Below are 19322 nucleotides of genomic sequence, written 5' to 3'. Positions count from 1 at the left end.
CGGCCGGCTGGGCCAGGGGCGCTCGTGGCGTGCGGGGCGGGCGGTTCAGCTCTGGCCGAGGTGGCGCTCCACCGTCTCCACCTTCGAGGTGATCCCGTCGGTGACGCCGGGGCGGATGTCCGCCTTCAGGACGAAGGAGACGCGGGGCGCCCGCTCCTCGACGGCGGCGACCGCGCGCCGGATCACGTCCATGACCTCGTCCCACTCACCCTCGACGGTGGTGAACATGGCGTCGGTGCGGTTCGGCAGCCCGGACGCGCGCACCACGCGGACCGCGTCGGCGACGTACTCGCCGACCTCTTCACCGACGCCGAGCGGGGTCACCGAGAACGCGACGATCACGCCTGGGCCGCCTCAGGGGCACGGGCCGCGACCACGCTGTCGGCCTCTTCGCGCTTGAGCAGCTTGTCGCCGTAGAGACCGCCCAGCGGAACCACCGAGAGGACGAAGAAGAACAGGACCTTCTTGAAGGGCCACTTCGCCTTGTACCAGACGTCCAGCAGCAGCACCGAGTAGACCATGAACAGGAACGCGTGCAGCAGGCCCAGCGGCATCAGCAGGTAGTCGATGTCCGAGACCCGGCTCAGCAGCGAGCCGAAGATCAGCAGGGCCGGGAACGACAGCGCCTCCGGGACGGAGACGAGGCGCAGTCGGTGCAGGGCGGAGGCGGTCTTGATGTCCACGTGGAACCTTCGGGGTGGAGGCCAGGGTCGCCTCCCAGTGTCTCAGCCGCTTTGCGGGATCTTGACCCGGCCCCTGCCGCGCGGCGGGAGCCCGGATCGCACCGGTTTCGCGCCCAAACTGCCGAGGTGTGGCATGTCTCGGCCACGGGCCCTGTTCGGGTCCGCCCGGTGCCGATAACGTCTTCCCGTGGCTCAGTTCCGACTCCAAGGCAGCAAGGTGCTGGCCGTCGACCTGACCGGGGACGCCGTGAAAGCGAAGAACGGCTCCATGGTCGCGTACGACGGGCAGATGGCCTTCAAGAAGATGTCCGGCGGCGGCGAAGGCCTCCGCGGCATGGTGACCCGCCGGCTGACCGGCGAACAGATGACGGTGATGGAGGTACAGGGGCACGGCACCTGCTTCTTCGCCGACCGCGCGAGTGAGATCAACCTGGTCGATCTGCGCGGCGAGAAGCTCTACGTCGAGTCCAGCAACCTGCTGTGCACCGACGCCGGCCTGCGGACCGGCACCACCTTCACCGGACTGCGCGGCGCCTCCACGGGCAACGGGCTGTTCACCACGACGGTCGAGGGCTCGGGCCAGGCGGCCATCATCTCCGACGGGCCGGCCGTGGTGCTGCGCGTGAGCGCCCAGTACCCGCTGTCCGTCGACCCGGGGGCGTACATCGCGCACACCGGCAACCTCCAGCAGTCCTTCCAGTCCGGTGTGACCTTCCGCACGCTGATCGGCGAGGGCTCCGGCGAGGCGTTCCAGATCCGCTTCGAGGGCGAGGGCCTGGTGTACGTGCAGCCGAGCGAGCGCAACACCGTCGGGGGCGACATCTGATGCCGTTCCGCGAGATCAACTCGAAGATGGTCGAGGCCCAGGTGGTCCCGGGCCAGAGGATGTTCAGCCAGCGCGGCGCGATGCTCGCGTACCGCGGGGACGTCTCCTTCACCCCGAGCCTGACGGGCGGTCAGGGCGGGGTCATGGGCATGATCGGCCGTCGCGTGGCGAACGAGCAGACCCCGCTGATGACGGTCGAGGGCAGCGGCACCGTGATGTTCGGCCACGGCGGCCACCACATCCAGGTGATCAACCTGACCGGCGAGACCCTCTACGTCGAGGCCGACCGGCTGCTCGCCTTCGACGGCACCCTCCAGCAGGGCACCATGTTCATGGGCTCGCAGGGCGGCGTCATGGGCATGGTCCGCGGCCAGGTGACCGGCCAGGGCCTGTTCACCACCACCCTCAAGGGCCACGGCTCGGTCGCCGTCATGGCCCACGGCGGGGTCATCGAGCTCCCCATCACCCCGAACCGGCCGGTCCACGTGGACCCCCAGGCCTACGTGGCCCACCACGGGGACGTCAGGAACAAGCTCTCCACCGCCCTCGGCTGGCGGGACATGGTGGGGCGCGGCTCGGGCGAGGCGTTCCAGCTGGAACTGTCCGGCCAGGGCGCGGTGTACGTACAGGCCTCCGAGGAGAAGCTGTGAACTTTGGCCCCGTGCTGGGCGGACCGGGCGGCCCGACGGTCTTCGACCCGTACACGCTGCCGTCCGACGACAACGTCAACGCCTACACCTTCTGCGTGGAGCTCAAGGGGAGCCAGTGGTTCCTGCAGAAGGGCAAGATGATCTCGTACTACGGGCGCATCGAGTTCAACGGCATCGGCAACGGACGCTTCGACCGCCTGCTGCGCACCAGCTTCCACTCGCCGCTGCACGCGAGCGACTGGGTGGTCGCCGAGGGCCAGGGCAAGATGCTGCTGGCCGACCGGGCCTTCGACGTGAACTCGTACGACCTCGACGACGGCAACCTCACGATCCGCTCGGGCAACCTGCTGGCCTACCAGCCCTCGCTCGCCCTGAAGCAGTCGATCGTCCCGGGCTTCCTGACGCTGATCGGAACCGGCAAGTTCGTGGCGGCCTCCAACGGGCCGGTGGTGTTCATGGAGCCGCCGCTGCGCGTGGACCCGCAGGCGCTCGTCGGCTGGGCGGACTGCCCGTCCCCCTGCCACCATTACGATCACGGCTACATGTCCGGCGTGATGGGCGGACTGCGCTCGCTGGCCGGCATCGGGGGCACCTCGGGCGAGGAGCACCAGTTCGAGTTCGTCGGAGCCGGGACGGTGCTCCTGCAGTCCTCGGAGATGCTGATGGCCGAGCACGCGGTGGGCACGGTGGGCGCCGGAGCGGCCGCGGGCAACGCGCACGGCGTGCCGGGGGCCGGGCAGGGGTCCATGGGACAGCAGGGTGTGCCGCGGATGCCGGGGCAGCTGGGTGACCTCCAGCGCCGCCTCGGTCTGTGAGGTCGGGACTTCCGGCCTTTGTACGCAATTCAACTTTTTAGGTAGAGTTCATTCATGGAGACCATGGAGACCGAGACGGCCACGCGCTGGCTGACCGACGCGGAGCAGTGCGCCTGGCGCACGCACCTGGACGTCAGCAGGCTGCTCATGCACCAGCTGGAAAAGGATCTCCAGCCCTTCGGACTCACCAACAACGACTACGAGATCCTCGTGAACCTCTCGGAGTCGCAGGACCACCGGATGCGCATGAGCGACCTCGCGACCGCCACCCTGCAGTCCAAGAGCCGGCTGTCGCACCAGATCACCCGCATGGAGACGGCGGGCCTGGTCCGCCGGGTCAACTGCGAGTCCGACCGCCGCGGGCTGTACGCGGTGCTCACGGACGAGGGCATGGAGACCATGCGGAAGGTCGCCCCGCACCACGTGGCGTCCGTCCGACGGCACTTCATCGACCTGCTGCCGCCGGAGGCCCTGGCTGCGCTGCGCGCCTCGCTCACGCCGGTGGCGGAGCACCTGCGCGGCACCCGCGGCAAGGTCTGAGCCGGGGCGCTCGGCGCGCACCGCGGGGCGCCGGGCCGGACCGCGGGCGGCGTCCGCCCGCTGCCGGCGCCGCCGGGCACCACGCCCCCGCCCGGCGACCCGCGGGGGCGCCGGGGAGTGGCGCCCGGCCCCCGCGCCACCACCCACGCGACCTCGCCGCAGGAGGCAGACGCCGCGCGCCGTGCGTCCGGCGTCGGGCGTCAGGACTCCGTCAAGGTCGCCAGCAGGGCGTCGGCCGCCGCGTACGGGTCCAGGTCGCCCTCGGCGACCCGGGCGGCCAGCGCGCCCAGGTGCGCGTCCCCGTGGACGTCCGCCATCCGCGCCCGCAGCTCCGTCACCGCAATCGTCTCGACCTCGCGCGCGGCCCGCGCCGCCCGCCGCTCACCGAGCACCCCGCGCTCGTCCATCCACGCCCGGTGCTTCTCCAGCGCCTCGACGACCTCGTCGATGCCCTGGCCGCGGGCCGCGACCGTCTTGACGATCGGCGGCCGCCAGTCGTGGGGGCCGCGCGCCTCCCCCAGCCCCAGCATGTGGTTGAGCTCGCGGGCGGTGGCGTCCGCGCCGTCCCGGTCGGCCTTGTTCACCACGTACACGTCGCCGATCTCCAGGATGCCCGCCTTCGCGGCCTGGATCCCGTCGCCCATCCCGGGCGCGAGCAGCACCACCGAGGTGTCGGCCTGCGAGGCGATCTCCACCTCCGACTGCCCGACGCCGACCGTCTCGACCAGGACGACGTCGCAGCCGGCCGCGTCCAGCACCCGGATCGCCTGCGGCGCGGCCCAGGCCAGCCCCCCGAGGTGGCCGCGGGTGGCCATGGAGCGGATGTAGACCCCCGGGTCGGAGGCGTGGTCCGACATCCGCACCCGGTCACCGAGCAGCGCACCGCCCGAGAACGGCGAGGACGGGTCCACGGCGAGGACGCCGACGCGCTTGCCGGCCTTGCGGTAGGCGGACACCAGCGCCGAGGTCGAGGTCGACTTGCCGACACCCGGCGACCCCGTCAGCCCCACCACGTACGCCCCGCCCGTCAGCGGGGCCAGCGCGGCCATCACCTCGCGCAACTGCGGGGACGCCCCCTCGACCAGCGAGATCAGCCGGGCCACCGCTCTCGGTCGGCCCTCCCGTGCCTGGGCCACCAGCTGGGGGACGTCCACCGCCGTCATGCGTGCTGCGCTCCTCGGTTCTCGTACGGATTGCGTGGGGGCCGCCGGGCCGGTCGCGGCCCGGCGGCCGTGCGGCTACTTGGCGACGCGGAGGATCAGCGCGTCACCCTGGCCGCCGCCGCCGCACAGCGCGGCCGCGCCGACACCGCCGCCGCGGCGCTTGAGCTCCAGCGCCAGGTGCAGCACCACGCGGGCGCCGGACATGCCGATCGGGTGGCCCAGGGCGATGGCGCCACCGTTGACGTTCACCTTTTCCGGGGTCACGCCCAGGTCCTTCATTGACTGCACGGCGACCGCCGCGAAGGCCTCGTTGATCTCGATGAGGTCCAGGTCCGAGACGTCCAGGCCCTCCTTCTTCAGGGCGTGCAGGATCGCGTTGGACGGCTGGGACTGCAGGGAGTTGTCCGGGCCGGCGACGTTGCCGTGGGCGCCGATCTCCGCGATCCACTCCAGGCCCAGCTCCTCGGCCTTCGCCTTGCTCATCACGACCACGGCGGCCGCGCCGTCGCTGATCTGCGAGGAGGTGCCGGCGGTGATCGTGCCGTCCTTGGCGAAGGCCGGGCGCAGCTTGCCGAGCGACTCCACCGTGGTCTCCGGGCGGATGCCCTCGTCGGTGGAGAAGATCACCGGGTCGCCCTTGCGCTGCGGGATCTCGACCGGGGTGATCTCGGCCTCGAAGACGCCGTTCTTCTGGGCGGCGGCGGCGCGCTGGTGGGAGGCGGCGGCGAACTCGTCCTGCGGGCCGCGCTCGATGCCGAGGCGGGTGTTGTGCTTCTCGGTGGACTCGCCCATCGCGATGTTCTCGAAGGCGTCCGTGAGGCCGTCGTAGGCCATCGCGTCCAGCATCTCGACCGCGCCGTACTTGTAGCCCTCACGGGTCTTGGGCAGCAGGTGCGGGGCGTTGGTCATGGACTCCTGGCCGCCGGCGACCACGATGTCGAACTCACCGGCGCGGATCAGCTGGTCGGCCAGCGCGATCGCGTCCAGGCCGGAGAGGCAGACCTTGTTGACGGTCAGGGCCGGCACGTTCATCGGGATGCCGGCCTTGACCGCAGCCTGGCGGGCGGGGATCTGGCCCGCACCGGCCTGGAGCACCTGGCCCATGATCACGTACTGGACCTGGTCGCCGGAGATCCCGGCCCGCTCCAGCGCGGACTTGATGGCGAAGCCGCCGAGGTCGGCGCCCGAGAAGGACTTCAGCGAGCCGAGCAGCCGCCCCATGGGCGTGCGGGCCCCGGCGACGATCACGGAAGTGGTGTTGTTCGATCCGGACATGAGGCACAGCCCCTTGGATGAGGAGTGAACGAGGGTTTACGTGAATGTACTGGGCGGTACCGCAGCGGTCACCGGGCTGCCGGTGTGATCGCGCGCACGTTGCGTGACGACCCCCTTCGGCGGTGCACTGTCCCCATGCTGACAAGAATCGACCACATCGGGATCGCCTGCTTCGACCTGGACAAGACTGTCGAGTTCTACCGTGCCACGTACGGCTTCGAGGTGTTCCACACCGAGGTCAACGAGGAGCAGGGCGTCCGCGAGGCCATGTTGAAGATCAACGAAACCTCCGACGGCGGCGCCTCCTACCTCCAGCTCCTGGAGCCCACCCGCGAGGACTCCGCAGTGGGCAAGTGGCTCGCCAAGAACGGCGAGGGCGTGCACCACATCGCCTTCGGCACCGAGGACGTCCGCGGCGACGCGGAGGCCATCCGGGGCAAGGGCGTCCGCGTCCTGTACGACCAGCCCCGCACCGGTTCGATGGGGTCCTCCATCACCTTCCTGCACCCCAAGGACTGCCACGGCGTCCTGACCGAACTGGTCACCTCCAACCCCGACCACTGATGCCCCGATTCCCCGGCCGGTAGAGTGGCCATGGCTCGGCCGGGGTTCGGTGCGGAGAGGGTCGGGGCCTGTGACCCCTGCCCCGGTATCTGACACCATTCCCCCGGGGGCGTCGTTCAGCGGGCGAGCGATGCTCATTGGGAGTGAGCTTGCGACCAGGGGACGGATGGGACCGCGCTGTGCGGGGCTACGAAAGCCAGGAGAGCCATCAGGCCGAAGCCGACCATCTCTCGCGCTTCGAAGCCGAGATGGAGCGGCTGAAGAAGGAGCGCGGGAAAGCCGTCCAGCACGCTGAGGACCTGGGCTACCAGGTCGAGGTGCTGCGCGCCAAGCTCCACGAGGTACGCCGGGCCCTGGCGTCCCGTCCCGCCTACGACGGCGCGGACATGGGCTACCAGGCGGAGCAGTTGCTCCGCAACGCCCAGATCCAGGCCGACCAGATGCGCTCCGACGCCGAGCGCGAGCTGCGCGACGCGCGGGCGCAGACCCAGCGCATCCTCCAGGAGCACGCCGAGCACCAGGCGCGCCTGCAGGCCGAACTGCACACCGAGGCCGTCAACCGCCGCCAGCGCCTGGACCAGGAGCTCAACGAGCGCCGCCAGACCGTCGAGGCGCACGTCAACGAGAACGTGGCCTGGGCGGAGCAGCTGCGCGCCCGCACGGAGGCCCAGGCCCGCCGCCTCATGGAGGAGTCCCGCGCCGAGGCCGAGCAGTCGCTGAACGCGGCCCGCGCCGAGGCCGCCCGGGTCGCCGAGGAGACCCGGCGCCGGATGGCCGCCGACGCCGAGGCGGCCCGCGCGGAGGCCGAGTCCACCCTGCTGCGCGCCCGCAAGGAGGCCGAGCGCCTGCTGACGGCCGCCTCCGCGCAGGCGCAGGAGGCCACCCAGCACGCCGAACGGCTGCGGTCGACCACCTCGGCCGAGGCCGAGCAGACCCGGCAGCAGACCCTGGACCTCGGCCGCATCGCCGAATCCCGCGTGCAGGAGGCCGAGTCCGCGCTGCGCGAGGCCCGCGCCGAGGCCGAGAAGGTCCTCGCCGAGGCCAAGGAGAGCGCGTCCCGGCAGCTCGCGTCGGCGGAGTCCGTCAACGAGCAGCGCACCCGGACCGCCAAGGAACAGGTGGCCCGCCTGGTCGGCGAGGCGACCAAGGAGGCCGAACTCCTCAAGGCCGAGGCCGAGCAGGTCCTCGCCGACGCCCGGGCGGACGCCGAGCGGGTGCGTGCCGAGGCCGGCGACAGCGCCCGTACGGCCGCCGCCGAGGACATGGCGGCGCAGCTGGCGAAGGCGGCCCGCACGGCCGAGGACGTACTGAACAAGGCCTCCGAGGACGCCCGGGCCACCACCCGGGCCGCCTCCGAGGAGGCCGAGCGGATCCGCCGCGAGGCCGAGGCGGAGGCCGACCGGCTGCGCCTGCAGGCCGCGGCCACCGCCGACGAGCTCAAGGGCGCCGCGAAGGACGACACCGAGGAGTACCGGGCCCGCACGGTCGAACTCCAGGAGGAGGCCCGCCGGCTGCGCGGCGAGGCCGAGCAGCTGCGCGCGGAGGCCGTCGCCGAGGGCGAGCGGATCCGCGGCGAGGCCCGCCGCGAGGCGGTCCAGCAGATCGAGGAGGCGGCCAAGACCGCCGAGGAACTGCTCGGCAAGGCCAAGGCGGACGCGGACGAGCTGCGCTCGGGGGCGACCGCCGAGAGCGAGCGGGTCCGCGCCGAGGCCGTCGAGCGGGCCGGAACCCTGCGCAAGCAGGCCGAGGAGACCCTGGAGCGGACCCGCGCCGAGGCCGAGCGGCTGCGCGCCGAGGCCGAGGAGCAGGCCGAATCGGTCCGCGCCGAGGCGGATGCGGCGGCCCTCGCCCGGCGCGCGGAGACCGAGCAGGCGCTGGCCGCGAAGCGCGCGGAGGCCGACGAGGAGCTCGTACGGCTGCACACGGAGGCCGAGGGCCGGCTGGCCACGGCCGAGCAGACACTGCGCGACGCCCGTACGGCGGCGGAGAACATCCGCCGCGAGACGACGGAGGAGAACGACCGGCTGCGCGCCGAGTCGGCGGAACGCATCCGCACCCTGCAGACGCAGTCCGAGCAGGAGGCCGACCAGCTGCGCACGGAGGCCGCGCAGGACGCCGGCCGGGTGCGCGCCGAGGCCGAGCAGGTGGCCGTACGGCTGCGCGGCGAGGCCGAGGCCGAGGCCGAGCGCGTGCGCTCCGAGGCCCAGGAGACCGCGGACCGGCTGCGCGCCGAGGCCAAGGCGGCGGCCGAGCGGGTCGCCGAGGAGGCGGCCGAGGCGCTGTCCGCCGCGCAGGAGGAGGCCGCCCGGCGCCGCCGGGAGGCCGAGGAGACCCTGGCGGCGGCGCGGACCGACGCCGACCAGGAGCGGGCGCAGGCCCGCGAGCAGAGCGAGGAGCTGCTGGCGGCGGCGCGCCGCCGTTCGGAGGAGGCGCAGGCCGAGGCGGCCCGTCTGACCGAGGAGGCCGAGCGCCGCGCGTCCGAGCTGGTGTCGGCGGCCGAGGCCACCGCCCAGCAGGTGCGCGACGCCGTGGCCGGTCTGCACGAGCAGGCCGAGGAGGAGATCGCCGGGCTGCGCAGCGCCGCCGAGCACGTGGCGGAGCGTACGAGGACCGAGGCCGAGGAGGAGGCCGCCCGGGTCCGCGCCGACGCCCACGCGGAGCGGGAGCGGGCCACCGAGGACGCGGGCCGCATCCGCACCGAGGCGCGCGCGGAGACCGACGCGGCGAAGGCCCTGGCCGAGCGCACCGTCGCCGAGGCGATCGCCGAGGCGGAGCAGCTGCGCACCGACACCGCCGAATACGCCCAGCGGGTGCGGACCGAGGCCACGGACGCGCTGGCCGCGTCCGAGCGCGACGCCGCCCGGACCCGGGCCGACGCCCGTGACGACGCGAACCGCATCCGCGGCGAGGCGGCGGAGTCCCTGGAGGCCGCGCGCACCGAAGGCGCCCGGATCACCGCCGAGGCGGCGGCGGAGGCCGAGAGGCTCACCGCCGAGACCCTCGCGGCCAACGCTGCCACGGTGGCCGGCGCCGAGGCGGAGGCCGCACGCATCACCACCGGGGCGGCGGAGGCCGCCGAGGCCGCCCGCGCCGAGGCCGCGGCGACGCTGGACGAGGCCCGGGCCGAGGGCAACCGGCTGCGGACGGAGGCGGCGGAGCAGGTCGACCGGCTCATCACCGAGGCGTCGGCGGAGGCGGACCGCCTCATCGAGGAGACCCGGGCCGCGAACGCGGCCACCGTGGGCGAGGCGGCGGCGGAGGCCGAACGCCTCACCACGCAGGCGGCACGGCTGAAGTCGCAGGCGGCCGAGACCCTGGCGAGCGCCGAGCGGGACGCCGCGAAGATCATGGTCGACTCGCGTGCCGAGGGCGACCGGCTCATCGACGAGACGCGCGTGGCCAACGAGGTCACGATCGGCGAGGCCGCGGCGGAGGCCGACCGGCTGCGCGCGGACGCGGCCCGGGTGCTGGACGAGGCGCGCGCGGAGGGCGGCCGGATCATCGGCGAGGCCACCGCGGAGGCGGACCGCGTCACGGCCGCGGCGGGCGAGACGCTGGCCGGGGCCGAGCGCGACGCCGAGCAGGCACTGGACGAGGCGCGCGCCGAGGCCAACCGGCTGCGCACCGAGGCGGCCGAGCAGGCGGACCGGCTCATCACGGAGGCGGCGGCCGAGGCCGACAAGCTCGTCGAGCAGACCCGCAAGGACAACGAACGCACGGTCGGCGAGGCGGCGTCGGAGGCGGAGCGGCTGCGCGCCGACGCCTCGGAGGCGCTGTCCTCGGCGCAGGAGCACGCGGCCCGGACCCGCTCGGAGGCCGAGCGGGTCAAGGCGGAGGCCGCCGCTGCGGCGGAGCGCACCCGCGCGGAGGCCCGCACGGAGTCGGAGCGGCTGCTGGACGAGGCCCGCGAGGAGGCGAACAAGCGCCGCACCGAGGCCGCGGAGCAGGTCGACCGGCTCATCACGGAGGCGGCGGCCGAGGCCGACAAGCTGACCGCCGAGGCGCAGCAGCAGGCCCTCGCCGCCACCACGGCGGCCGAGGAGCAGGCCGACGCGATGGTCGACGCCGCCCGCAAGGAGGCGGCGCGGATCACGTCGGAGGCGACCGTCGAGGGCAACTCCCTGGTGGAGAAGGCCCGTACGGACGCCAACGAGCTGCTGGTCGGCGCCCGCGCGGACGCCGCCGCCATAAGGGAACGGGCGGAGGAGCTGCGCGGCCGCGTCGAGAGCGAGGTTGAGGAGCTCCACGAGCGGGCCCGCCGGGAGTCGGCCGAGCAGATGAAGTCGGCCGGCGAGCGCGTGGACAAGCTGGTGCGCGCGGCGACCGAGCAGAGCGTCGAGGCCGAGGCGAAGGCCAAGGAGCTGCTGTCGGACGCGAGCAGCGAGGCGAGCAAGGTGCGCATCGCGGCGGTCCGCAAGGCGGAGACGCTGCTCAAGGAGGCCGAGCAGAAGAAGGCCGAGCTGGCCCGGGAGGCCGAGAAGGCGCTGGCCGAGGCCAAGGCGGAGGCCGAGCGCCTCGTCGAGGAGGGCCGCCGTGAGCTGGAGGTCCTCGTCCGCAGGCGGCAGGACATTCAGGGGGAGATCTCCCGTGTCCAGGACGTTCTTGAGGCGTTGGAATCATTCGAGGCGCCTTCGGGCGGCGGAAAGTCCACGGTGGGCGGCCAGGGCGCGGGGGGCGCCAAGGCGGGAGTGACAGCAGGATCCACTCGTTCGGGTGGCAAGTCGTCGGAGGGCTAGCCAAGCGGTCCGGGATGTGCGCACCTGATGGGGGTTCAGGCGAACGGGTGACAAGCAATCCGCCGCCTTGCCACTCAAAAGGGGTGTCATTGTCCAGATCAAACGCGGATTGACTCGATGACACGCCGTCTGGGCGCCTAGGATTCCCCTTAACACCTCACGTAGCACCTCATCGGTCTCATTCGACAGGAACCCCATGAGCGACACTTCCTCCCCCTTCGGCTTCGAGCTCGTGCGGCGTGGTTATGACCGCGGTCAGGTGGACGACCGCATTACCAAGCTGGTCTCCGACCGCGACAGCGCCCTTGGACGTATCAACTCTCTGGAAAAGCGGATCGAGGAGCTGCACCTCGAGACGCAGAACGCCCAGGCCCAGGTGAACGACGCGGAGCCGTCGTACGCCGGTCTCGGCGCCCGGGTCGAGAAGATCCTCCGGCTGGCCGAGGAGGAGGCGAAGGACCTGCGCGAGGAGGCCCGTCGCGCGGCCGAGCAGCACCGTGAGCTCGCCGAGTCGGCGGCCCAGCAGGTGCGCAACGACGCGGAGTCGTTCGCGGCCGACCGGAAGTCGAAGGCGGAGGACGAGGGCGTCCGCATCGTCGAGAAGGCCAAGGGCGACGCCGCCACCCTGCGCGCCGAGGCCCAGAAGGACGCGGCCTCCAAGCGCGAGGAGGCCGACGCGCTGTTCGAGGAGACCCGCGCCAAGGCCGCCCAGGCCGCCGCGGACTTCGAGACCAACCTGGCCAAGCGCCGCGAGCAGTCGGAGCGCGACCTGGCCTCCCGCCAGGCCAAGGCCGAGAAGCGCCTCGCGGAGATCGAGCACCGCGCCGAGCAGCTGCGGCTGGAGGCCGAGAAGCTGCGTACGGACGCCGAGCGCCGGGCCCGCCAGACCGTGGAGACCGCGCAGCGCCAGGCCGAGGACATCGTGGCCGACGCGAACGCCAAGGCGGACCGCATCCGCAGCGAGTCGGAGCGCGAGCTGGCGGCGCTCACCAACCGCCGCGACTCCATCAACGCGCAGCTGACCAACGTGCGCGAGATGCTGGCGACGCTCACCGGTGCGGCCGTCGCGGCGGCCAACCCGATCGTGGACGACGAGCCGGTCACCCGCGGCGTCCCGGCGCAGCAGAGCCGCTAGTCCCGGGGCGACAACCCGGCGGTAGCGAAGAGAGCCTGATCGAGGGCCCTATGTCACTCTTTTGAGGTGGCGTAGGGCCCTCGGGCGTTCTAGCGTGGCCGCATGATCGAGCTCGAGGGCCTCACGAAACGATTCGGCGCGAAGACCGCCGTGGACCACCTCAGCTTCCAGGTCAGACCGGGGGTGGTGACCGGCTTCCTCGGCCCCAACGGGGCCGGCAAGTCGACGACCATGCGCATGATGCTGGATCTGGACAACCCGACCAGTGGTGCGGTCCGGATCTACGGGAAGCGCTACCGGGACCTCAAGGAACCGCTGAAGCACGTAGGGGCTCTGCTGGACGCGAAGGCCATGCACGGCGGCCGCAGCGCGTACAACAACCTCCTGTGCCTGGCCCAGTCGAACGGCATCCCGCAGCGCCGGGTCGGCGAGGTGCTGGACCTGGTCGGGCTGACCGCCGTGGCCAGGAAGAAGTCCAAAGGATTTTCGCTGGGCATGGGCCAACGGCTGGGTATCGCCTCCGCATTGCTGGGCGATCCGCAGATCCTCATGTTCGACGAGCCCGTCAACGGTCTTGATCCCGAGGGAATTCTGTGGATCCGCAATCTGATGAAGGGCCTGGCCGCAGAGGGGCGCACGATCTTCGTGTCGTCCCACCTGATGAGCGAAATGGCCCTGACCGCAGACCATTTGATCGTCATCGGACAGGGAAGACTACTGGCCGATACCACTATGGCTGATTTCATTCACCAGAACTCCCGCAGTTACGTCCGCGTGCGCTCTCCGCAGCAGGAGCAGCTCAAGGACCTGCTGCACGAGGCGGGGATCGAAGCGGTCGCCGTCCCCGCCACGGGTGCGCTGGAGATCGACGGTGCCGGCGCGGAGCAGCTCGGCGAACTGGCCGCACAGCACCGGATCGTGCTGCACGAACTCAGCCCGCAACGGGCTTCACTGGAGGAAGCGTTCATGCGCATGACGGCGGACTCCGTCGAGTACCACTCCCACGCACCGGGCGCTCCCGGTGCAGCCGGTTCACCCGGCGCGGCCGACAACCCGGCCCGCCCGGCCGACGTGCCCGCCTGGGGCGCCGGCTTCGACTCGGCGCGCAAGGGCGGGGAGTGACCATGGCCTTCTCCGCCGTCCTCACCTCCGAGTGGACCAAGATCCGTACAGTCGCCTCCACCAGCTGGACGCTCGCGCTCGTCCTGATCGTCACCGCCGGCTTCGGCGCCCTGATCTCCATGGCGGCCGCAGCGGGCTTCGACGACATGGACAGGCTCGCCCGGGCCACCTTCGACCCCACCCTGGTGAGCTTCTCCGGGATGCAGTTCGGCCAGCTCGCGATGATCGTCTTCGGTGTGCTGGTGGTCAGCACCGAATACAGCACGGGCATGATCCGCACCTCGCTGGCCGCCGTGCCCGCCCGCGGCGGGTTCCTGCTCGGCAAGCTCACCGTGGCCACCGCGCTGGCCCTGCTGGTCGGACTGCTGACGAGCTTCGTCTCGTTCTTCCTCGGCCAGGCGATCCTGGGCGACCACGGCACCGGCCTGGACGCGGAGAACGTCCTGCGCGCGGTCGTCGGCGCCGGGGTGTACATGGCGCTCCTCGCCCTGTTCTCCATGGGCGTCGCCGCCATGCTGCGCAGCTCGGTCGCCTCGATCAGCATCCTGATCCCGTTCTTCCTGATCGTCTCGAACCTCCTCAACGGTTTCGAGGCGACCCGCAGGTACGGCCAGTACCTGCCCGACGCGGCCGGATCCAAGATCATGCAGGTGGTGCCGAACGCCTTCGGCAGCACCGAGACGCCGTACGGGCCGTGGGGCGGGCTCGGCATCATGCTGCTGTGGGTGGCCGCCTCGGTACTCGGGGGCTACCTCGTCCTCAACAAGAGGGACGCCTGACGGCCCGGCCCGCCGGAAGGACTACGGGTCATGCCAGGGTCGGTCTCCGGGACGGGTCAGGGATCCGGCCCGGGACGGAACCGTAGGATCCTCGCTATCCTCTTAACCCTTACACGGGCGAGAGTCGTCCCGGCCTGGTAAGGGGCAGCACAATGATCGAGGCAGTCGGCCTGACCAAGCGCTACGGCGCCAAGACCGCCGTCGACCAGTTGTCCTTCCAGGTCAAGCCGGGTCACGTGACGGGCTTCCTGGGGCCCAACGGCTCCGGGAAGTCCACCACCATGCGCATGATCCTGGGCCTCGACCGGCCCACGTCCGGTCACGTCACGATCAACGGCCTGCCCTTCCGGGAGCTGCCGAACGCCCAGCGGCACGTCGGGGCCCTCCTCGACGCCAAGGCCGTCCACGGCGGCCGCCGGGCCCGCACCCACCTGCTGTCCATCGCCCAGCTCTCGGGGATCCCGGAGAAGCGGGTGGACGAGGTGCTGGCCGTCGTCGGCCTGCAGGACGCCGCCCGGCAGCGGACGAAGGGCTTCTCCCTCGGCATGGGCCAGCGCCTGGGCATCGCGACGGCGCTGCTCGGCGACCCCCAGGTGCTGCTGTTCGACGAGCCGGTCAACGGCCTCGACCCCGAAGGCATCCTCTGGGTCCGCAACCTCATGAGGCGGCTCGCCGCCGAGGGCCGCACCGTCTTCGTCTCCTCCCACCTGATGAGCGAGATGGCGCTGACCGCCGACCACCTGATCGTCATCGGTCGCGGACGGCTGCTGGCCGACATGGGGACACAGGAGTTCATCGCGCACAACTCGGCCGGATTCGCTCGGGTGCGTGCGGCCGACACCGATCCCGATGGCCGGGAGACGCTGGGCAACGCCCTCACCGAGGCGGGCGGCCGGGTCCTGCAGGAGCCCGGCGGAGCACTGCGCGTCACCGGGCTGGAGCTGCCCCGCATCAGCGACCTCGCGCACGCGGCCGGCGTACGGCTGTGGGAGCTGTCCCCGCACCGGGCCTCGCTGGAGGAGGCGTACATGCGGATGACGCAGTCCGCCGTCGAGTACACCTCCACCGAGGACCCGCGGGCCGAGCTGTGGGAGCAGGACCCGATGGCCCTCCCGGCCTGGGAGGACGGCCCCGCGGCCCCCGAAGTCCCGCAGGCGGGTTTCTTCGCGCCGCCGCCGCCCGGAGCGGGTGGCACTCCCTTCCTGATGCCCAGCAGTCCCGGCGAGCTCGCGAGCACCGCCAAGGAATCCGCAGAGGACACCCGATGACCGCGACGACGACGACGCCGGAACAGCCGCGGAGCTACAGCTCCCCGCTGCCCACGCCGCGGCCGCACCTGGGGCACGCCCTCGCCTCGGAGTGGACCAAGCTGATCTCGATCCGCTCCACCCTGTGGACACTGGGCGCCCTGGTGGTGACCGTCGTCGGTGTCGGGCTGCTCTTCGTCACGCAGACCCGGGACCAGGACTACGAGTCCATCTCCTTCACCACGCCCGCCCTCTTCGGGCTCATGGTCGGGCAGGTCGCGGTGATGGTCCTCGGTGTGCTGACCATCGCCTCGGAGCACGCCACCGGACTGGTGCGCACCACCTTCACGGCCGCGCCGGACCGCTTCCGGGTGCTCACCGCGAAGTACCTCGTCTTCAGCGCCACGGCCTTCGTCGCCACCACACTGTCCGTCTTCGTGGTCGGGATCGCCGCCGTGCTGGCCCACGGCGGGTCCGCGGCGGGCCCGCACGCGGCGCACGAGTGGCTGGGCGCCCTGGCCGGCTGCCTCTACGTCACCCTGCTCGGCGTGCTGGCGCTCGCGATCGGCGCACTGGTGCGGCACTCGGCGGGCGCGATCGCCGTCATGCTCGGCGTGGTCACCCTGCCCCCGGTCCTGGGCGCCATGCTCAGCGCCTGGGAGGCGGTGGCCCCCGTCGGACGGGAGATCCTCCAGCGCAACGTGCCGGTCGCGCTGAGCCAGTTGTTCGGCATGCGGGAGGGCGGCGACCTGGGCCCGGCGCCCAGCAACCTCTCACACCTGTTGATCCTCGTGCTGGTCACGGGAGCGACCGTGGCCGGCTCCTACGTCGTGGTCGGTCGCCGGGACGTCTGACCGGCCGGGTCGGGCCGCGGTCAGTACCGGGGCGCGTTGCGGGACCGCTGCACCTTCGTGGTGCGGCGGTCCTTCGCGTTCCAGCAGGCCTTGTGCCAGTGCCGGCGGTCGTCGACGCCGCCGTACTCGGGCCAGGCCACCAGGTGCGGGGTCCCCGAGGGGATCTCCTGGTCGCAGCCGGGGCAGCGGTACCGCTTGCCCGCGGCACTCGCGCCCGCGACGTGCCGCACCTTCCAGTCCTCGCCCTGGTACTCCTCGGTGCGCTCCAGTCCGAAGCGGTCCAGCCCGCCACCGGGACGCTCCTCCGGACTCTCGCCGCCCCTGCGGCGGTTGTTGCGCGGTGACACGTATACCTCACGGATGGGCTGACGGCAGTGACTTTCCTCCAGACTACGCGCAGCGAGGCCGGGTACCCGCAGGGTGTCCACGGGGGGACGGGCCGACGGCCGGTGCTGGCCGGACAATCCCAATAACTTCTGTGTCAGCCCGTGCCTTTGGCACGTGTCAGACGTTGTTGCCATAGGAAGAACCGGTCCACCTGGGGAAGGCCGCGTCAGCCGCGAGGAGGCTATAGGCGATGCGCGTAGGAGCGTTTGTACTGGCGGCCCAGTTCCCGGGTCAGGGACAGGGCGAGGCACTGCACCGGGCGGTGCGGACCGCGGAGGTGGCGGAGGAGGCCGGGCTCGACTCGGTCTGGCTGGCCGAGCACCACTTCGTCCCGTACGGGGTCTGCCCGTCGGCGGTGACCCTGGCCGGCCTGCTGCTCGGCCGGACCCGCCGGCTGCGGGTGGGCACGGCGGTGAGCGTGCTGCCGAGCACGCACCCGGTCGCCCTCGGGGAGCAGGCGGCGCTGCTGCACCTCGCGTCGGGCGGCCGGTTCACGCTCGGCGTGGGGCGCGGGGGGCCGTGGGTCGACCTGGAGGTGTTCGGCGGCGGCCTGGACGCCTACGAGAACGGCTTCCCGGAGTCCCTGGACCTGCTGCGGCGGTGGCTCACGCAGGCGCGGGTCGGTGCCGACGGGCCGCGGTACGCCTTCCGCGAGGTGGCCGTCGTACCGCGGCCGTCGGAGGCGCTGGACGGGGACGGGTCGGGTCCGGAGGTCATCGTCGCCTGCACCTCGCCGTCGTCGGTGCGGATGGCCGCGCTGCGGGGGCTGCCGATGCTGCTCGGCATGCACTGCGGGGACGAGAACAAGGCCGAGATGGTCGCGCTGTGGCGCAGTACGGCGCTCGCGGCGGGCCACTCCCCCGAGCACGTGGCCGCGGCCGGCCACGTCTCCGCCGGGGTGTGCCAGATCGCGGACGCCACGGCCGACGCCCGCGAGACGCTGCTGAAGTCCATGCCGGGCTGGCTGAGGACGGGCCTGGACGCGCACGTGACCGTCGACGGCCGCGTGCGCGCGATGCGGGATCCGGTCGCCTACACGGAGCTGCTGTGCGACCTGCACCCCGTGGGTACTCCCCGGCTGGCGGCGGACCGCCTGGCGGCCACCGCCGCGCGCACGGGCATCACGCGCTTCGCCCTCCTGACGGAGGGCTCCGGAGATCTCGCCGCGACGGAGGAGAACGTACGGCGACTCGGCGCCGAAGTCCTGCCCCGTCTCGGCTGAGACCTACGGGCTGCGGGGCTGCTCAGCAGTCCCGCAGTTCCGGCGACTGGTTGAGCAGCTGACCGCGGATCGAAGTGAACTTGGCCAGCCGGTCGTCCACCGAGGGATCCAGCGGGAAGACCGCCACCCGGTGGCAGTTCTGGAATGCAAGGCGCACTCCGAAGTGCCGCTGCAGCGCACCGCGTATCGCGTCACTCGCGAGTGCGCGCAGCAGCTGCCCACGCGCCTGCTCGTCGGGCGGCGGCGTCTGGTTGTCGGCGAACTGTCCGCCGTCGACCTTCAGCTGGGCCACCAGCGAGCTGATCATCTCCCATGCGTAGGGCAGGGAGGTCCGGACGCAGTCGACGAAAGCGGCTTCGTCGACCTCGCCTCGCTCGGCCTGTTCGAGTAGGGCCGGTGAGACGTCGAGCGACATGGGTTCTCCTCTCGCGACCCCGGTTGACTGGTTGCCGGAGTCTTACGGGCAGGGAAGGAGATCGCGACGCAGAGTGCACGCTCGACAACCTCCCGCTCACCACGGTAGGCGCCCCATGGGTGACGCACCAGGAGAATGCGCATACAACGCGCCATCGGCGAACGGGGCTTTCAGGGGCGAATCGCGTGGAGGGCCGTAGGTCGAGTAGCGTTGCCGACCATGCGTCTCGTGATTGCCCGCTGCTCCGTCGACTATGCGGGCCGGCTCACCGCCCACCTGCCCTCGGCACCCCGTCTGATCCTCGTGAAGGCCGACGGCAGTGTCTCGATCCACGCGGACGACCGGGCGTACAAACCGCTCAACTGGATGTCTCCGCCGTGCACCCTCAAAGAGGGGAGCGGTGACGACGCCGGTGTGTGGACGGTCGTCAACAAGGCGGGCGAGAAGCTCATCATCACCATGGAAGAAGTGCTCCACGACTCCTCCCACGAGCTCGGCACGGACCCGGGGCTCATCAAGGACGGTGTCGAGGCGCACCTGCAGGAGCTGCTCGCCGACCGGATCGACACGCTGGGCGAGGGCTACACGCTGATCCGGCGCGAGTACATGACGGCGATCGGCCCGGTGGACATCCTGTGCCGGGACTCCTCGGGCGCGACGGTGGCCGTGGAGATCAAGCGGCGCGGCGAGATCGACGGCGTCGAGCAGCTGACCCGCTACCTGGAGCTGCTCAACCGCGATCCGCATCTGGCCCCGGTGCGCGGCGTGTTCGCCGCGCAGGAGATCAAGCCGCAGGCGAGGGTGCTGGCGACGGACCGCGGGATGGACTGCGTGGTCCTGGACTACGACGCGCTGCGCGGCATCGAGGACGACAAGCTCCGCCTGTTCTGACCCCGGCCGGCGTTCGGC

At 72.0% G+C, this 19322-nt stretch carries 19 protein-coding genes; 13 read left to right on the top strand and 6 right to left on the bottom strand.

The window, feature by feature from the left end; all coding sequences use genetic code 11:
• Window positions 1–45: 45 nt before the first annotated feature.
• Window positions 46–342 carry an MTH1187 family thiamine-binding protein gene (locus IF89_RS0118785; protein ID WP_030768980.1) on the bottom strand — a complete coding sequence of 99 codons (297 nt, stop codon included), beginning with the start codon at window positions 340–342 and terminating at the stop codon, window positions 46–48.
• Window positions 339–683 (bottom strand): DUF3817 domain-containing protein, encoded by a 345-nt coding sequence (locus IF89_RS0118780; protein WP_030768977.1) that lies wholly within the window; start codon window positions 681–683, stop codon window positions 339–341. Before IF89_RS0118780 ends, IF89_RS0118785 begins: the two co-directional genes overlap by 4 nt.
• 187 nt (window positions 684–870) lie before the next feature.
• On the opposite strand from IF89_RS0118780, the gene IF89_RS0118775 reads away from it, so the two are divergent.
• The 4 genes from IF89_RS0118775 to IF89_RS0118760 all read left to right on the top strand — a co-directional run bounded on the left by IF89_RS0118775 (window position 871) and on the right by IF89_RS0118760 (window position 3514).
• Window positions 871–1509: an AIM24 family protein gene (locus tag IF89_RS0118775; protein ID WP_030768973.1), complete on the top strand. Its 639-nt coding sequence runs from the start codon at window positions 871–873 to the stop codon at window positions 1507–1509.
• Window positions 1509–2159 carry an AIM24 family protein gene (locus IF89_RS0118770; RefSeq protein ID WP_030768970.1) on the top strand — a complete coding sequence of 217 codons (651 nt, stop codon included), beginning with the start codon at window positions 1509–1511 and terminating at the stop codon, window positions 2157–2159. Before IF89_RS0118775 ends, IF89_RS0118770 begins: the two co-directional genes overlap by 1 nt.
• On the top strand, window positions 2156–2974 hold the full coding sequence (locus IF89_RS0118765) for an AIM24 family protein (protein ID WP_420706934.1): 819 nt from the start codon (window positions 2156–2158) through the stop codon (window positions 2972–2974). Before IF89_RS0118770 ends, IF89_RS0118765 begins: the two co-directional genes overlap by 4 nt.
• Before the next feature lie 63 nt (window positions 2975–3037).
• Window positions 3038–3514, top strand: coding sequence for a MarR family winged helix-turn-helix transcriptional regulator (locus IF89_RS0118760; protein WP_030768965.1), 477 nt, complete (start codon window positions 3038–3040; stop codon window positions 3512–3514).
• 200 nt (window positions 3515–3714) lie between these two features.
• On the opposite strand, the gene meaB is transcribed toward IF89_RS0118760, so the two are convergent.
• Both meaB and IF89_RS0118750 read right to left on the bottom strand, forming a co-directional pair.
• A complete protein-coding gene (gene meaB / locus IF89_RS0118755) occupies window positions 3715–4677 on the bottom strand; it encodes a methylmalonyl Co-A mutase-associated GTPase MeaB (protein WP_030768962.1) in 963 nt (320 codons plus the stop codon).
• A gap of 75 nt (window positions 4678–4752) precedes the next feature.
• On the bottom strand, window positions 4753–5952 hold the full coding sequence (locus IF89_RS0118750; RefSeq protein ID WP_030768959.1) for an acetyl-CoA C-acetyltransferase: 1200 nt from the start codon (window positions 5950–5952) through the stop codon (window positions 4753–4755).
• Window positions 5953–6087: 135 nt separating this feature from the next.
• Between IF89_RS0118750 and mce the strand changes: the two genes are divergently transcribed.
• The 7 genes from mce (at window position 6088) to IF89_RS0118715 (ending at window position 16389) form a co-directional block, all read left to right on the top strand.
• Window positions 6088–6516, top strand: a complete 429-nt coding sequence (mce, locus tag IF89_RS0118745) for a methylmalonyl-CoA epimerase (protein WP_030768956.1) — start codon at window positions 6088–6090, stop codon at window positions 6514–6516.
• A 179-nt stretch (window positions 6517–6695) separates the two neighbouring features.
• Entirely contained in the window at window positions 6696–11252 is a 4557-nt protein-coding gene (gene scy / locus IF89_RS0118740) for a polarized growth protein Scy (protein ID WP_030768953.1), read from the top strand.
• Between the two features lie 196 nt (window positions 11253–11448).
• Window positions 11449–12387 carry a cellulose-binding protein gene (locus tag IF89_RS0118735; protein ID WP_030660359.1) on the top strand — a complete coding sequence of 313 codons (939 nt, stop codon included), beginning with the start codon at window positions 11449–11451 and terminating at the stop codon, window positions 12385–12387.
• A 102-nt stretch (window positions 12388–12489) separates the two neighbouring features.
• Window positions 12490–13509 carry an ABC transporter ATP-binding protein gene (locus IF89_RS0118730; RefSeq protein ID WP_030768950.1) on the top strand — a complete coding sequence of 340 codons (1020 nt, stop codon included), beginning with the start codon at window positions 12490–12492 and terminating at the stop codon, window positions 13507–13509.
• A gap of 2 nt (window positions 13510–13511) precedes the next feature.
• The gene (locus IF89_RS0118725; protein ID WP_030768948.1) at window positions 13512–14288 is read left to right on the top strand and encodes an ABC transporter permease subunit; all 777 of its coding nucleotides are present in this window, start codon (window positions 13512–13514) and stop codon (window positions 14286–14288) included.
• 152 nt (window positions 14289–14440) lie between these two features.
• Window positions 14441–15556, top strand: coding sequence for an ABC transporter ATP-binding protein (locus tag IF89_RS0118720; RefSeq protein ID WP_030768946.1), 1116 nt, complete (start codon window positions 14441–14443; stop codon window positions 15554–15556).
• Window positions 15553–16389, top strand: coding sequence for an ABC transporter permease (locus IF89_RS0118715; protein WP_030768942.1), 837 nt, complete (start codon window positions 15553–15555; stop codon window positions 16387–16389). Before IF89_RS0118720 ends, IF89_RS0118715 begins: the two co-directional genes overlap by 4 nt.
• A gap of 20 nt (window positions 16390–16409) precedes the next feature.
• On the opposite strand, the gene IF89_RS0118710 is transcribed toward IF89_RS0118715, so the two are convergent.
• Complete coding sequence (locus IF89_RS0118710; RefSeq protein WP_030768939.1) at window positions 16410–16736, bottom strand: hypothetical protein; 327 nt, start codon at window positions 16734–16736, stop codon at window positions 16410–16412.
• 230 nt (window positions 16737–16966) lie between these two features.
• Here IF89_RS0118710 and IF89_RS0118705 point away from each other — a divergent pair, with 230 nt between their 5' ends.
• Entirely contained in the window at window positions 16967–17998 is a 1032-nt protein-coding gene (locus IF89_RS0118705) for an LLM class flavin-dependent oxidoreductase (RefSeq protein WP_030768937.1), read from the top strand.
• A 22-nt stretch (window positions 17999–18020) separates the two neighbouring features.
• On the opposite strand, the gene IF89_RS0118700 is transcribed toward IF89_RS0118705, so the two are convergent.
• Window positions 18021–18413 (bottom strand): SCO5389 family protein, encoded by a 393-nt coding sequence (locus tag IF89_RS0118700; protein ID WP_030660337.1) that lies wholly within the window; start codon window positions 18411–18413, stop codon window positions 18021–18023.
• Between the two features lie 219 nt (window positions 18414–18632).
• Between IF89_RS0118700 and nucS the strand changes: the two genes are divergently transcribed.
• Window positions 18633–19304 (top strand): endonuclease NucS, encoded by a 672-nt coding sequence (gene nucS / locus IF89_RS0118695; RefSeq protein WP_030768934.1) that lies wholly within the window; start codon window positions 18633–18635, stop codon window positions 19302–19304.
• Window positions 19305–19322: the final 18 nt, after the last annotated feature.

It is taken from the genome of Streptomyces sp. NRRL F-2664 (assembly GCF_000719345.1).
Classification (GTDB): Bacteria; Actinomycetota; Actinomycetes; order Streptomycetales; family Streptomycetaceae; genus Streptomyces.
The sequence above is the reverse complement of the archived record's forward strand: the minus strand, read 5'-3'. Positions and strand labels throughout refer to the sequence as shown.